The sequence below is a fragment of the Alkalimonas collagenimarina genome, assembly GCF_030717845.1.
Taxonomy (GTDB): domain Bacteria; phylum Pseudomonadota; class Gammaproteobacteria; order Enterobacterales; family Alteromonadaceae; genus Alkalimonas; species Alkalimonas collagenimarina.
This window is the reverse complement of the sequence record NZ_JAUZVZ010000025.1, coordinates 45,794-60,939: the sequence shown is the minus strand read 5'-3', so window position 1 is coordinate 60,939 and position 15,146 is coordinate 45,794. Positions and strand designations below refer to the sequence as shown.

Genomic DNA, 15,146 nt, shown 5'->3' with positions numbered 1-15,146 from the left:
TAGCTCCGCCCATTGCATATCAAGCATCGGTGAATCCGGTTTTAGCTCAAATGACACCACCTCAATAACATCGTTACTGGATATAGCATCCAACGGCATGGTTTGATCCGGACCAGACTCTTTTGGGACTTCAAGCTTCAGCCAGCGTGAAACCGAGGTAATACTCCATCCTTGCAGTACTAAGGATACGATGACAATAACGAAAGCAACGTTGAAGTATAAATGCTCATCGGGTACACCGGCTAACCACGGAAACAAGGCCAGAATGATGGGTACGGCACCACGCAAGCCGACCCAGCTTATAAACAGCTGATCTTTGGCAGGGAAACGAAATGGGATCAGGCTAAGCACTACAGCAATGGGCCGAGCTATAAAAATAAGCACTGCTGCAATGGCGAGCGCTGGCAGCAAGTGTTCAAGCAGCTGGCTTGGTACGACCAACATACCGAGCATCAAAAACATGATAATTTGGCTCAACCATGCCAACCCATCATGCACCCGTAAAATATATAATACCTGCGGTAAGCGGGCGTTTCCGACCAGATACCCCATAAGATATACGGCCAGAAAGCCACTGCCTTCAAATTGAGTGGTGATGGCATAGACAAAAATACAGCAAGCTACTGCCATTAAAGGAAAAAATGCGAAGCTTAGAGGCAGTTTACGGCATAAAAACACGAACAAGCGCCCTGCTCCATAACCAACGGCACCGCCAATGATGGCTTGCTTTAAAAACACTATCAGTACTGACCAATCAAGCGCCGTGTATTCAGCCAGAACGCCTACTAGTGTTACGGTGAGCATAACCGCCATAGGGTCGTTACTACCGGATTCAATTTCCAGGGTAGAGGCCACTCGATCTTTAATGCGTACGCCACGAGATTGAAAGATGGAAAACACCGCTGCAGCATCGGTTGAGCTTAAAATAGCGCCAAGCAGTAAGCCTTGTAACCAATGAATACCGAGGATCCAAGCCGCGGCAAGGCCGGTTATGGTACAGGTGATGACCACTCCTAAAGTCGCCAGCATAGCAGCCGGTGCCAGAGCGACTCGAAAACGTTCAGGGTGCGTACGCATGCCGCCATCAAATAAAATAATAACTAAAGCGATGGAGCCGATTAAAAAAGCGACTTGCGGATTATCGAAGCTAATACCGAGGATGCCCTGCTCGCCGGCTAACATGCCAATGATCAGGAAAACCAGCAGGAAAGGCGCGCCTATCCGTGCTGAAACCAGAGTGGCAATGATGCTGACAACAAACAAGGCCCCAATGATTAATATCGTAAAATTAATGGCATCCACGCGCTACTATCCCCTCCCCTGACGTTTCTATTATGGCGCTGAAGTTAGTGCCGCCGTTTAACTTAACTCATTCAGTATAGCCTGAAGTGCTTGGGCTGGGTCATTAGCTTTGGTAATTGGCCGGCCAATTACCATGAAGTCAACACCAGCAGCTTGTGCATCGGCTGGAGTCATGATGCGTCGTTGGTCGTCTTGCGCACTGCCGGCTGGACGAATACCGGGTGTGACCAGCCTAAAGCTATCACCAAACGTTTGCTTTAATAGCTGTGCTTCTTGAGCTGAGCACACCACACCATCCAAGCCCGACTGTTGTGTCAGAGTGGCTAAACGCTTCACGTGGTCTTTAGCATCGATGATGATACCAAGCTCGGTTAGATCACTCTGCTGCATGCTGGTCAGCACTGTAACGGCAATTAACAGCGGCTTATCTGCACCATAACTTTGCAAACTATCAGCAGCCGCTTCCATCATGCGACGACCACCACTGGCATGCACATTGACCATCCATACACCCAGATCAGCTGCCGCTTTCACAGCTTTTGCTACGGTGTTGGGGATATCGTGAAATTTCAGGTCGAGAAATACATCAAAATGACGTTGTTGTAATTGCCGGACAAAGTCGGGCCCAAAGTGAGTAAACATCTCTTTGCCCACTTTCAAGCGACACTGCGATGGGTCAAGCTGGCTGACAAAATTCAGTGCTTGTTGTTGTTGATCAAAATCAAGGGCGACGACCACCGGGGAATTACAAGACATGCCTACTCCTTTTAACGACTAGCAGCACCGGCTTTAGCGACCATCGATACCGCTGATTGGCTCTACCGTTTCCCATTGCTGGCAGGAAGGACACAACCAGTATGGCTGGCGTGTTTTAAAGCCACAATTACGGCAACTGTAGAGTACTTTTTTATCCAGATAATTATTCACCAAACCGTTTACGGAGGTCAGCACTTCTGCTGCTTGCTCAGACTGTTGCTGTCGTAAATCCAACAAGCTTTGGAATAAACGGATATTGGGCTGTTGCTGCAGCTTATCAAGCAGCAATTGCTCGGCAGCAGTCACTGAGCCTTGCTGCAACAACCAGCTCGCTAAAGCAATATGAGCACTGATATTGTTGTGCTTATTGCTTAAATGACTGAGCAATTGATACCACGCATCTTTATCGGGCTGGCACTGCTCGGCCAATTTTAAAAGATCAGCGGTCCACTGCGGTTTTTCACGTAGAATTTCGCTAAAAACCGAAAATGCGAGCTCATGTTGCTGTAAACTAAATGCCAGACGCGCTAACTCATAGCGTGGCCTTATCGCCATAGGAAACTGTTCGGCCAACTGCTGCAACGGTTTCATTTGATCGATCGTGCTCGCTTGGCCCATATGCTCACAATTAATGTTCGCCAGCGCTATTTTTAATGAGGTCGAGTTGGTTTGATCAATAGCCGTATTTAGAGCAATCGCCTTGTCCCACTCATGGGTGCTGATAAAGAGCGAAATTAAGTGTTTCAGTGCCCTCTCTCGCAAAAAGTCTTTTTTGATCAAAGGGGCAAGCAACTTTTCTGCCCGGTCATACAAACCGGCAGACTGGTAATCTTTGGCCAACTCAAATTGGATCTGCTGAGCTTGTTGCTTAGGTAATTTAAGTTGATGCAGTTTTTCATGGATGCGAATGGCTTTGTCCCAATCGCCCCGGCGCCGGAATAAGTTGGCAAGCGCCAAGTAGGTATCAATGGTTGCAGCTTCTATATCGAGTAAGTGCAATAACTGCTCTATTGCTTTATCTTCTTGATCGGTTAATAAAAAATTTAAACCTGAAGATAAGTTTTTGGTGATATTAGCGCGATCTTTCAGCTCCTTGTGCTTAACGCTGTTGCGCCCCATAAACCAGCCATAAGCGGCGGCTACGGGCAGTAGCAAAAACAGAAGCTCTAACATGGGTTAAGTCGTCGTCGTTTGAGAGGCGCGCTTTTTAAAGCGGCTTCGTAAACGAAAGAGAATACTGATAAAGATACCTAGCACGACGCCAAGTAGAAGTGAAAGGACGGTGATATCAACAAGTCGTAGTTCGAATTGTGTTACCAGTACATCCAATTCAACCAGTTGCTGGTTTGCTGCGCCAAATAAAACACCGGCCAGTACCACCAGCACAATCAGAATAAGATAGACAATATTGGCCAAGGTTCACTCCATGGAACATCATGCAAACAGTTGAACTTGGTCGACAAGGGTCTGACTAGATATTACCTTTCACTCGATCGCGCAGTTCTTTACCTGGCTTAAAGTGTGGTACATATTTTCCATCCAGATCAACACGTTCGCCAGTTTTAGGGTTGCGGCCTATGCGCGGAGCGCGATAATGCAACGAAAAGCTACCAAAGCCACGTATTTCGATACGCTCGTTTGAAGCCAGTGACTGAACCATCTGTTCCAGAATTTCTTTGACCGATGACTCCATATCCTTGACTTGGATATGAGGAAAATCTGTTGCCATTTTTTCAATCAACTCAGATTTAGTCATGATATCTCCTTAAACGGTCATAGTGTGGGCTGGCAGCAGCCAGCCCACGATACGAGCCTGATTACTGATCTTTTTTAGCAGCTTTAAAGGCTTCAGCCATTGCGTTGGCACCAAAGTCAGTATCTTCCTGCTTATTGATGCTTTCAACAGCTTCTTTCTCTTCCGCTTCGAACTTCGCACGGATAGACAAGCTGATCACGCGGTTCTTGCGATCAACGCCCATCAGGCGAGCTTCGACTTCTTCACCAGCTTTCAGTGCAGAAGTTGCATCTTCAATACGCTCACGAGCGATATCAGATACGCGGATGTAGCCTTCAACGCCACCTTCCAGTGCTACGGTTGCGCCTTTAGCGTCAACTGCAGTGATTTCACCTTTAACAATAGCACCTTTCTTGTTGTCAGCAAGGTAACCATTGAAAGGATCGTCATCCAGTTGCTTGATCCCTAAAGAAATACGCTCGCGCTCTGGGTCAACTTGCAACACAACGGCATGGACTTCGTCGCCTTTCTTGAAATCACGTACGGCTTCTTCGCCGTTGCTATTCCAGGAAATATCAGACAAGTGGACCAAACCATCGATGCCGCCGTCAAGACCAATGAAGATACCGAAATCGGTGATCGACTTGATTTTACCGCTAACACGATCATTCTTGTTGAAGCCTTTAGCAAACTCTTCCCATGGGTTTGGTTTGCACTGTTTCAGGCCCAGAGAGATACGACGACGTTCTTCGTCGATTTCCAGTACCATTACTTCAACTGAATCACCCAGATTAACTACTTTGGATGGGTGAATGTTTTTGTTCGTCCAATCCATTTCAGACACGTGAACCAGACCTTCAACGCCTTCTTCGATTTCTACGAAGCAACCGTAGTCAGTTAGGTTAGTCACACGACCGCTGATTTTCGCACCTTCTGGGTAACGAGAAGCGATAGCTGCCCATGGATCTTCACCCATTTGCTTCAGACCCAGAGAAACACGTTGCTTCTCACGGTCAAACTTCAGGACTTTAACTGGGATTTCATCGCCAACATTGACGATTTCACTTGGATGCTTAACACGCTTCCAAGCCATATCAGTGATGTGAAGCAGGCCGTCAACGCCACCCAGATCAACGAATGCACCGTAGTCAGTCAGGTTCTTAACGATACCTTTGACTTCCATGCCTTCTTCCAGGTTTTCCAGCAGTTGATCGCGCTCAGCACTGTTTTCAGACTCGATCACCGCACGACGTGAAACGACCACGTTGTTGCGCTTTTGATCCAGTTTGATTACTTTGAATTCAAGCTCTTTGTTCTCAAGGTGCAGCGTGTCGCGTACAGGACGGACATCAACCAGAGAACCAGGCAGGAATGCACGAATACCGTCGACCTCAACTGTGAAGCCACCTTTCACTTTACCAGTAATGATACCGTGAACAGTTTCTTTTTCTTCACAAGCTTTTTCCAGACGCAGCCAAGACTCATGACGCTTCGCTTTTTCACGTGAAAGCAGAGTTTCACCAAAGCCGTCTTCGATAGCGTCTAACGCAACATCGATGATGTCGCCAACACTGACTTCTAATTCGCCGGCGTTGTTTTTGAATTGCTCGACTGGGATAGCGGCTTCTGATTTAAGGCCAGCGTCAACCATGACGACGTCTTTCAGAACAGCTACAACGGTGCCTTTTACAATGGCGCCCGGACGAGTTTCGATGGCTTTGAGGCTTTCCTCAAATAATTGTGCAAAATTTTCAGTCATAGGTTAGTTTTCAGTTTCATTTGCTCCACATTACATCCTGCGCAGTGGGGTTACCAGTTTGTCCAATCTCTTCCATGAGACAGGAATTGACCCAAATATTAAGCGAGATCCAGTTTGCTTTTAGCGTACTGGTACACTTCGTCCAACACCTGAGTAATGTCTTTTTCAGAGGAATCCAGCATCAGTGAATCTTCCGCTGCCACCAGTGGAGCCGCTGCTCGATTGGTATCGCGTTCATCTCTAGCTTTGATATCGCTCAAAAGGTCGCCGATTTTAACATCGAAACCCTTGTTTTTCAACTGCAAATAGCGTCTCTCAGCACGAACTTCTGCACTTGCTGTTAAAAATATTTTTACTTTGGCCTGAGGAAACACCACAGTTCCCATGTCACGGCCATCTGCAACCAGGCCAGGAGTATCCCGAAAGGCCCGCTGACGACGCAACAAGGCCTCGCGAACCCGGGGTAATGCTGCTACTTTAGAAGCTGTCATACCGACTTCTTCGCTCCGAATGGCAGAACTAACATTTTCACCTTCCAGAATAATGCGCACTTCGCCTTGCTCGTCGGTATTAAACTGAACATCAAGATGAGCCGCCAAAGGCTGTACAGCATCTTCATCTTCTGGATCAATGTGGTGATGAATAGTCGCCAACGCCAACACGCGATAAATCGCGCCACTATCCAAAAAATGCCACCCTAGTTTTTGGGCGAGGAGTCTGCTTAAAGTGCCCTTTCCAGAACCGCTTGGTCCATCAATCGTAATGACGGCAGCTTCATGTGGCATTCAACCCTCCAGGTCGTAATAGATAAATTTCAGCGCCATAGTATACAGGGTTTTGTACAAAAATACCTGTGAAGTTTTTGTATCGTCTAGGGGAGTGACCAAATGAGCTTGGTCCTTTGCTCCCCACAACCAGTGAGCTGATTCAATCTGAAAGCGATTGAAATAAAGTGAAGTAATTCGGAAAGGTTTTGGCGGTGCAATCTGGATCTTCAATAGTCACAGCGGTCTCACTGAGTGCGACCAAAGAAAAACACATCGCCATCCTATGGTCATCATAGGTAGCAATGCTGGCATGTTGCAATTGGCTGGGAGGAGTAATCCGCAGATAGTCATGCCCTTCCTCTACCGCGGCACCTACTTTTTTCAACTCGGTAGCCATAGCTGCCAAACGATCGGTTTCTTTCACCCGCCAATTGTACACATTGCGAATGCAGGTTGGCCCTTGTGCAAATAAAGCCGTGGTGGCAATGGTCATGGCAGCATCAGGAATCGCATTAAAGTCTTTATCGATGCCATGCAGCTGGTTACGTGTTACGGAAATATAATCATCGCCCCATTCCACATCGGCTCCCATTTCGGCTAACGCATCAGCAAAATGGATATCGCCTTGCACGGCATGCTTGCCTATACCGGTTACTTTAATCGTGCCGCCTCTGATGGCTGCAGCAGCCAAAAAATACGAAGCTGAAGACGCATCTCCTTCGACCAAAATGCTACCTGGGCTTTGATAGCATTGCTTACCGCGAATTTTAAAGCGCTGGTAATCGATATTTTCAACCTGTACACCAAATCGAGCTATCAGAGCCAGCGTAATATCAATGTAAGGTTTTGATACCAGGTCACCAATAATTTCAATCTCACTATCGCCATCCAGCATAGGTGCGACCATCAGCAATGCGGTGAGAAACTGGCTGGAAATGCTGCCATTGACCCGCGCCAAGCCACCTTGCAGTGCTTTACCGCGAATCGTCAATGGTGGAAAGCCATCCTGCAACTCGTAGTCGATATCGGCTTGCCATTGCTGCAGCGCATCCACCAGATGGCCGATGGGCCGCTCGTACATCCGCGGCTCACCGGTTAGGTGAGCGGTAACATCGGAAGCAGCCAGCGCTGCAGTTAACGGCCGCATAGCGGTGCCAGCGTTGCCAAGGAATAAAGTCTGTGGTTGCTGACTGCTAAAAAAACCAGCTAAACCTTGCAGCGTGCATTCTGTTTTGTCGGCATTCAACTGGTAAGAAACGCCTAGTTGCGATAAAGCCGTCAACATGTGGCGGATATCATCGCTATCCAGCAGGTTGCGAATAGTGGTAGTCCCTTTTGCCAGCGCAGCCAGGAGCAACACGCGATTAGAAATACTTTTAGAGCCAGGCAAGTGCACGGTACCAGATACGTGAGAAATAGGTTGTAACGTTAAGGTTTTCATCCATGACTCCGCTCAAACTGTTGCATAAAGGAGATTAAGGCTTGCACCCCTTCAATCGGCATGGCGTTGTATATGCTTGCTCGCATACCTCCAACAGAGCGGTGCCCTTTTAAAGCCAATAAGCCATTGGCTTCTGCCTGCTCAACAAAACGGCTGTTCAGGCCATCATCAGCCAGAAAAAATGGCACATTCATCCATGAACGAAACTCTGGCGCGACATCATTGCGGTAAAAATCGCTTTGATCCAGGTAGCCATACAGTAAATCAGCTTTTGCCTGGTTTTTTTCTGCCATAGTCGCCACGCCTCCCTGACGTTTTAACCAGTCAAAGACAAGTCCTGCAAGATACCAGGCAAAGGTTGGTGGCGTATTAAACATGCTGTCATGCTGCGCAGTCAGACGGTAATCCTGAATGCAAGGAATGGTTCGGTGAGCCGTATTAAGTAAATCGTCGCGTACAATAACCAGCGTCAGTCCTGACGGGCCGATATTCTTTTGTGCACCAGCATAAATCAGACCGTAATCACTGATTTGAATCGGACGCGATAAAATCGTCGAAGATAAATCGGCGATAATCGGCTTCTCTGTGTGCGGTAAACCAACGAACTCGATCCCATCTACGGTTTCATTCGGGCAGCAGTGCACGTAATCGGCTTGTGCGGAAAGCGACCACTCAGCGGGAGATTGAATCGTACGAAGACCATCGCTTTGTTTCTGGCGAATATCCAGTGATTGAACCCGGCCAAATTTCGCGGCTTCTTCTGCAGCAGCTTGCGACCAGGAGCCTGAAATCACATAATCAGCCTGACCCGTAGGGCTAAGCAAATTAAGTGGAACCGCAGAAAATTGGCCTCGACCACCGCCGTGCATAAACAGCACTTTGTAATTGGCCGGGATCTGCAATAAATCACGGAGATCCTGTTCCGCTTTTTCTGCGACTGCCATAAAGGACGGACTACGGTGACTAACTTCCATCACTGAGCAGCCGTGTTGTTGCCAGTTAATTAATTCCTCTTGTGCCTGTTTCATCACGTCCACAGGAAGCATAGCTGGGCCGGCACAAAAATTATAAGTGGTCATGCTGTGTATTACTCCACACTCAAAGACAGTAATAAAAACGAGCGCCAGTGCGCTCGTTTTGGTTGAGTGTTATACTTGGTCATCCTCGGTTGGTTGTTCCGGTGTTTGGTCGCCTTGGTCGGCATCTTGTTCGGTTGCATCAGTAGCTGCTGCCGGCTCGGTACCTTGTTCAGTACTTGGTTCAGTACCTTCCTCACCTTCGGCTAGCTCAGACAACTCTTCTTCAGTAATTTCATCAATCCGTTGCACGCCAACAACCAGTTCATCAGCAATGGTGCGGATCAAGATAACGCCCTGGGTATTCCGACCTACTTCAGACACTTCCTGAACCCGGGTACGTACCAAGGTTCCTTTGTTGGAAATAAGCATGATTTCATCGGACTCGTTCACTTGAACGGCTCCGACTACCAAACCATTGCGCTCGGATACTTTAATGGAAACCACACCCTGTGTCGCACGGCTCTTCGCTGGATACTCGGTCAGGCTGGTACGTTTACCATAACCATTTTCCGTCACGGTAAGTATGGCGCCTTCTCCATTAGGGATGATCAAGGACACCACGCTACCATTTTCACGTAGCTTTATACCGCGTACACCAGTGGCGGTGCGGCCCATCGCACGAACTTGTTCTTCAGGGAAACGTACCACTTTGCCATCATCCGAGAACAGCATGATTTCATTGCTGCCATCGGTTAGACCGACGCCGATCAGTTGATCACCATCGTTCAGATTCACGGCAATAATGCCGTTACTGCGTGGACGAGAGTAATCGGTTAAGGCGGTCTTTTTCACCACGCCTTTGGCCGTGGCCATAAAGACAAACTTACCTTCTTCGTATTCACGAACTGGTAAAATAGCGGTAATTCGTTCATTTTGCTCCAGCGGCAGCAGGTTCACGATGGGCTTGCCACGAGAAATTCGGCTGGCCTGAGGCAATTGATACACTTTCATCCAGTACAAACGACCCCGATCTGAGAAACATAAAATCGTGTCATGAGTACTTGCTACCAACAGCTGATCGACGAAGTCTTCATCTTTCACCTTGGTAGCGGCTTTGCCTTTACCACCACGACGCTGAGCTTCATAATCGGTCAGTGGTTGATACTTGGCGTAGCCAAGGTGTGACAGCGTGACCACCACATCTTCTTCTGTGATCAAGTCTTCGATATTGATATCAAGTTCGTTGTCCTGAATCTCAGTACGGCGCACATCACCGTATTGTTCTCTGGCAGCATTCAACTCTTCACGAATGACTTCCATCAAGCGCTCAGAACTACCCAGAATATGCAGCAACTCGGCAATAAGCTCCAACAAATCTTTGTATTCAGCCAGAATTTTTTCGTGTTCAAGGCCGGTTAATTTGTGCAGACGTAAATCAAGGATCGCTTGAGCTTGCTGTTCAGTCAGGTAGTAATGACCATCCCGAATACCAAAGTGTTCTTCCAACCACTCTGGCCGGGCGGCGTCTTGCCCTGCCCGCTCTAACATCGCACTGACACTACCTAGCTGCCAACTGCGTTCGGTCAGACCTTTTTTCGCATCAGCCGGGCTGGGTGACGTTTTAATCAGTTCAATAATTTCGTCAATATTAGCCAGTGCAATGGCCAGACCTTCCAAAATATGAGCACGGTCACGCGCTTTACGCAAATCGTAAACGGTACGGCGGGTCACTACTTCGCGGCGGTGCAACACGAAGCATTCGAGCATTTTTTTCAGGCCAAGTATCTTCGGCTGGCCTTGATCCAATGCCACCATGTTGATACCAAACACCGTCTGCATCTGAGTATTGGTATACAAATGGTTCAGCATCACGTCGGAGGATTCACCACGCTTCAGCTCAATCACCACCCGCATACCGTCTTTATCAGACTCATCGCGCAGTGCTGAAATGCCTTCAATACGCTTTTCTTTGACCAGCTCGGCAATTTTTTCAATCAAACGGGCTTTATTAACCTGATAAGGCAGCTCGTTGACGATAATGGTTTCGCGACCGGTTTTTTCATCGGTCTCTATTTCGGTGCGGGCACGAATGTAAATTTTGCCACGCCCCGTCCGATACGCTTCTTCAATACCTTTGCGGCCATTAATAATAGCGGCCGTGGGGAAATCCGGGCCTGGCATCAACTGCATCAACTCAGGAATGGTGATGTCTTCGTTGTCGATCAGAGCCAGACAGGCATCAATGACTTCCGTTAAGTTGTGCGGCGGAATATTGGTTGCCATCCCGACAGCAATACCGGATGAGCCATTGATTAATAAGTTAGGTAGCTTGGTTGGAAGCACAGCCGGAATTTGTTCAGTGCCGTCGTAGTTTGGCACAAAGTCGACGGTTTCTTTATCCAAATCAGCGAGTAACTCGTGCGCGATACGCGCCATCCGCACTTCGGTATAACGCATGGCTGCGGCAGAGTCGCCATCGATGGAGCCAAAGTTACCCTGACCATCAACCAGCATGTAGCGTAAGGAGAAAGACTGTGCCATCCGGACAATGGTGTCGTAAACCGCACTGTCACCATGAGGATGGTATTTACCGATCACGTCACCGACGACACGCGCCGATTTTTTGTACGGCTTATTCCAGTCATTGCCCAGTTCTTTCATGGCAAAAAGGACTCGGCGATGCACAGGCTTTAATCCGTCGCGGACATCAGGCAAAGCCCGTCCAACAATAACGCTCATGGCATAATCGAGATACGAATTCTTCAGTTCGTCTTCAATATTGATGGGAACTATTTCTTTGGCCAGCTCAGTCATATTAGCGTTTTTTCCCTTGAATCAAATAGATAACCCGCTTTTTTCAATATTGTAAGTGGCGGGACAACACTGGATTCTACCACAGAAAATGACAGTTGCCATGGCTGATCGGTGCTGTTGGTTGAAAAGTGAACGGATTGTGTGGAGTTGCTTGCAGCGGACGTGCTTCACCCTATAATAGCCGAAACATTCTGGAGAGCATATCATGGCCTTATCCCCCTCTGATCCACTGCAAACGAACGTGGATCCTGCTGAAATTGCCAAATTTAATGACATTGCATCACGCTGGTGGGATCCGGATGGTGAATTTAAACCACTGCATCTACTGAATCCAACTCGGTTAGGCTACATCAATGATCAAATGGCCGGATTATTTGGCAAATCGGTGGTTGATGTGGGCTGTGGTGGCGGTATTTTGGCAGAAAGCATGGCCAGAGCCGGAGCCAATGTAACTGGCATTGATATGGCTGATGAAGCATTGATGGTCGCACGTTTGCATGCGATGGAGGCCGGTGTCGCTGTACATTACCAACAAAGTACCGCTGAGCAGTTTGCTGCCAACCATGCTGATCAGTTTGAATTGGTCACCTGCATGGAGATGCTTGAACATGTGCCTGATCCTGCCTCTGTCATCACAGCCTGCGCCGATTTAGTGCAGCCGGGTGGTACCGTTATCTTTTCCACCATCAATAAGCACTGGAAAGCCTATGCCATGGCCATACTAGGCGCAGAGTACATCATGCAGCTGGTACCAAAAGGCACCCATGACTATGCTAAATTCATCCGTCCTTCTCAACTGATGCGTTGGGCCGAGGATGCTGGCCTTACTATCTGCGGTGCCAGCGGTTTGCATTTCAACCCACTTACTTCTGAATTTAAAGTAGGGCAAGGAGTGGATGTGAACTATTTTGTGGTGGCAAAAAAACCAGCGTAATCATTGCTATTTTCCTACGAAAAAAAAAGTTTTATTTCGGCAAAAAATACTTGCTTTCGAGCCAGCCCAAAGCAGAGTTGGGCTGGCAGCACACTCCCCTAAAACCGTTGCAAAGCCTGTACCATAATTAAGGTTTTTGAACGCTTGCAAATACAGTGAATCCACACTATCTTGTGATCTGTTTAGTCGCCGCCCCTATATATTGTGTATTGATGCATCAGTTTGGGTGCAAAAAATAACCACCAATTACACCAAGCGGCATGCGAGTTTGAAATGGAATGCAACAGATGGGTAGAACAGCATGACTGATACATTGTATGTAACGAAACGTGATGGTAACCGTGAACCATTAGATCTCGATAAAATCCATCGAGTCATTGCTTGGGCAGCTGAGGGTTTACAGAGTGTTTCTGTGTCTCAGGTAGAGCTAAAATCACACATTCAATTTTACGATGGTATTAAAACCGCAGATATTCATGAAACCATCATCAAAGCTGCTGCCGATCTGATTGCTAAAAACACGCCTGATTACCAGTATCTGGCTGCTCGTCTGGCTGTGTTTCATTTGCGCAAAAAAGCGTTTGGTCAATTTGAGCCCCCCGCACTGTATGATCATGTCGTTAGTATGGTGGAGCACAACCGCTACGATGCTCATTTATTGCAAGATTACAGCAAGAGCGAACTAGAGCAGCTGGACAGTTTTATTGATCATGGCCGTGACTTGAATTTTAGCTACGCTGCAGTCAAGCAACTGGAAGGTAAGTATTTGGTGCAAAACCGGGTGACCGGTAAAATTTTCGAAAGTGCGCAGTTTCTTTATATGCTGGTATCGGCTTGTTTATTTGCTAATTATCCAAAAGAAACACGCCTTGGCTATGTACGCCGCTTCTACGATGCTATTTCACTGTTCAAGCTGTCGTTACCAACGCCTATTATGGCCGGTGTTCGCACCCCAACCCGACAGTTTAGCTCCTGTGTCTTGATTGAATGTGGCGATAGCCTGGATTCCATTAATGCCACCTCAAGTGCTATTGTGAAATACGTCAGTCAGCGCGCCGGCATCGGCATTAATGCCGGTCGAATTCGTGCATTGGGCAGCCCTATTCGCCATGGCGAAGCCTTTCACACGGGCTGTATTCCGTTTTACAAGCATTTCCAGACCGCAGTAAAGAGCTGCTCACAAGGCGGCGTACGTGGTGGCGCGGCCACCTTATTTTTCCCATTATGGCATTTGGAAGTGGAATCGCTGTTGGTTTTGAAAAACAACCGCGGTGTCGAGGAAAACCGGGTCCGTCATCTAGATTATGGTGTGCAGTTTAACCGGATGATGTATCAGCGCTTAATCAAAGACGATTACATTACTTTGTTTAGCCCATCCGATGTACCGGGTTTGTACGATGCATTCTTTGAAGATCAAGAAGTGTTCGAGCGACTGTATGTTCAGTATGAAGCGGACGATAGCATTCGTAAAAAACGTATTAAAGCCATTGAGCTCTTCACACTCTTCATGCAAGAACGTGCCAGTACCGGCCGTATTTACTTACAGAACGTCGATCATTGCAATACCCATAGCCCATTCAACCCGAAGTTGGCACCGGTGCGCCAAAGCAACCTGTGTTTAGAAATTGCATTGCCGACCAAACCACTAAATCACGTCAATGATGAGAATGGCGAGATTGCACTTTGTACCTTGTCGGCCTTTAACCTGGGTGCTTTGGAGAGCCTTGATGAGCTGGATGAGCTGTCTGAGTTGATTGTCCGCGCTCTGGACAGCCTGCTCGATTACCAGGATTACCCTATTCCAGCTGCCCGCAATGCCACCATGGGCCGTCGCACCTTAGGCGTCGGCGTGATCAACTATGCCTATTATTTGGCTAAAAATGGTGTGCGTTACTCGGATGGTTCAGCCAATGGTTTAACGCATCGTACCTTTGAAGCCATTCAGTACTATTTGCTGAAAGCATCGGTACAACTAGCCAAAGAATTCGGCCCATGCCCTAAGTTTAATGAAACCACCTATTCGCAGGGCATTTTACCAACCGATAGCTACAAGAAAGATTTGGATAAAGTGTGCACCGAAGCGTTGCAACTGGACTGGGATACACTTCGCCAGGATATGGTGACCCATGGGTTACGCAACTCGACCTTGTCTGCGCTGATGCCATCAGAAACCTCATCGCAAATTTCCAATGCAACCAACGGCATTGAGCCACCACGAGGCCATGTCAGTGTCAAAGCCAGTAAAGACGGTATTTTGAAACAAGTCGTGCCTGAATACGACCGCTTAAAAGACAGTTATGAACTGTTGTGGGATATGCCAAACAATGATGGTTACTTGGCGCTGGTTGGCATCATGCAGAAGTTTGTTGATCAAACGATATCAGCCAATACCAATTACGATCCGAACCGTTATGAAGGTGGCCGCGTACCCATGAAGCAGCTGCTGAAAGATTTATTGTCTGCCTACAAACTAGGGATAAAAACCTTGTACTACCACAACACCAGAGATGGCGCTTCTGACATGCAAGAAGATATGCTGGAAGAAGAAGACGATTGTGCAGGCGGTGCTTGTAAAATATAACGAATGATGCGGGTACAAAAGTGCCCGCTTAAAACCAT

Annotated in this window: 12 protein-coding genes; 2 read left to right on the top strand and 10 right to left on the bottom strand. The window is 47.7% G+C overall.

The genetic code is table 11. From position 1 onward, the window contains the following. The 10 genes from Q3O60_RS14830 to gyrA form a co-directional block, all read right to left on the bottom strand. A partial coding sequence (locus tag Q3O60_RS14830) for a potassium/proton antiporter (RefSeq protein WP_305894728.1) occupies positions 1-1,302 on the bottom strand: 1,302 nt, incomplete at its 3' end. A gap of 57 nt (positions 1,303-1,359) precedes the next feature. After that, on the bottom strand, positions 1,360-2,058 hold the full coding sequence (gene pyrF, locus Q3O60_RS14825; protein WP_305894727.1) for an orotidine-5'-phosphate decarboxylase: 699 nt from the start codon (positions 2,056-2,058) through the stop codon (positions 1,360-1,362). 33 nt (positions 2,059-2,091) lie between these two features. Beyond that, positions 2,092-3,231, bottom strand: coding sequence for an N-acetylglucosaminyl transferase (locus Q3O60_RS14820; RefSeq protein ID WP_305894726.1), 1,140 nt, complete (start codon positions 3,229-3,231; stop codon positions 2,092-2,094). A 3-nt stretch (positions 3,232-3,234) separates the two neighbouring features. Then, complete coding sequence (locus tag Q3O60_RS14815) at positions 3,235-3,474, bottom strand: lipopolysaccharide assembly protein LapA domain-containing protein (protein ID WP_305894725.1); 240 nt, start codon at positions 3,472-3,474, stop codon at positions 3,235-3,237. Between the two features lie 55 nt (positions 3,475-3,529). Continuing rightward, a complete protein-coding gene (gene ihfB, locus Q3O60_RS14810) occupies positions 3,530-3,814 on the bottom strand; it encodes an integration host factor subunit beta (protein ID WP_305894724.1) in 285 nt (94 codons plus the stop codon). Between the two features lie 61 nt (positions 3,815-3,875). After that, a complete protein-coding gene (rpsA, locus tag Q3O60_RS14805) occupies positions 3,876-5,552 on the bottom strand; it encodes a 30S ribosomal protein S1 (protein WP_305894723.1) in 1,677 nt (558 codons plus the stop codon). Between the two features lie 98 nt (positions 5,553-5,650). Continuing rightward, positions 5,651-6,337 carry a (d)CMP kinase gene (gene cmk, locus Q3O60_RS14800; RefSeq protein ID WP_305894722.1) on the bottom strand — a complete coding sequence of 229 codons (687 nt, stop codon included), beginning with the start codon at positions 6,335-6,337 and terminating at the stop codon, positions 5,651-5,653. 142 nt (positions 6,338-6,479) lie between these two features. Beyond that, entirely contained in the window at positions 6,480-7,760 is a 1,281-nt protein-coding gene (aroA, locus tag Q3O60_RS14795; RefSeq protein WP_305894721.1) for a 3-phosphoshikimate 1-carboxyvinyltransferase, read from the bottom strand. Further along, positions 7,757-8,839: a 3-phosphoserine/phosphohydroxythreonine transaminase gene (gene serC / locus Q3O60_RS14790; protein ID WP_305894720.1), complete on the bottom strand. Its 1,083-nt coding sequence runs from the start codon at positions 8,837-8,839 to the stop codon at positions 7,757-7,759. Before serC ends, aroA begins: the two co-directional genes overlap by 4 nt. A 69-nt stretch (positions 8,840-8,908) precedes the next feature. Then, positions 8,909-11,593, bottom strand: coding sequence for a DNA topoisomerase (ATP-hydrolyzing) subunit A (gene gyrA / locus Q3O60_RS14785; protein WP_305894719.1), 2,685 nt, complete (start codon positions 11,591-11,593; stop codon positions 8,909-8,911). A gap of 205 nt (positions 11,594-11,798) precedes the next feature. On the opposite strand from gyrA, the gene ubiG reads away from it, so the two are divergent. Further along, complete coding sequence (gene ubiG / locus Q3O60_RS14780; protein ID WP_305894718.1) at positions 11,799-12,527, top strand: bifunctional 2-polyprenyl-6-hydroxyphenol methylase/3-demethylubiquinol 3-O-methyltransferase UbiG; 729 nt, start codon at positions 11,799-11,801, stop codon at positions 12,525-12,527. Positions 12,528-12,828: 301 nt separating this feature from the next. Continuing rightward, positions 12,829-15,108: a class 1a ribonucleoside-diphosphate reductase subunit alpha gene (nrdA, locus tag Q3O60_RS14775; RefSeq protein WP_305894717.1), complete on the top strand. Its 2,280-nt coding sequence runs from the start codon at positions 12,829-12,831 to the stop codon at positions 15,106-15,108. Positions 15,109-15,146: the final 38 nt, after the last annotated feature.

Bases quoted from the DNA above. Each gene is read 5' to 3' on its own strand.
- Q3O60_RS14820 (WP_305894726.1), bottom strand. From the start codon at position 3,231: ATGTTAGAGCTTCTGTTTTTGCTACTGCCCGTAGCCGCCGCTTATGGC.
- gyrA (WP_305894719.1), bottom strand. From the start codon at position 11,593: ATGACTGAGCTGGCCAAAGAAATAGTTCCCATCAATATTGAAGACGAA.
- aroA (WP_305894721.1), bottom strand. From the start codon at position 7,760: ATGAAAACCTTAACGTTACAACCTATTTCTCACGTATCTGGTACCGTG.
- serC (WP_305894720.1), bottom strand. From the start codon at position 8,839: ATGACCACTTATAATTTTTGTGCCGGCCCAGCTATGCTTCCTGTGGAC.
- nrdA (WP_305894717.1), top strand. From the start codon at position 12,829: ATGACTGATACATTGTATGTAACGAAACGTGATGGTAACCGTGAACCA.
- rpsA (WP_305894723.1), bottom strand. From the start codon at position 5,552: ATGACTGAAAATTTTGCACAATTATTTGAGGAAAGCCTCAAAGCCATC.
- ihfB (WP_305894724.1), bottom strand. From the start codon at position 3,814: ATGACTAAATCTGAGTTGATTGAAAAAATGGCAACAGATTTTCCTCAT.
- cmk (WP_305894722.1), bottom strand. From the start codon at position 6,337: ATGCCACATGAAGCTGCCGTCATTACGATTGATGGACCAAGCGGTTCT.
- ubiG (WP_305894718.1), top strand. From the start codon at position 11,799: ATGGCCTTATCCCCCTCTGATCCACTGCAAACGAACGTGGATCCTGCT.
- pyrF (WP_305894727.1), bottom strand. From the start codon at position 2,058: ATGTCTTGTAATTCCCCGGTGGTCGTCGCCCTTGATTTTGATCAACAA.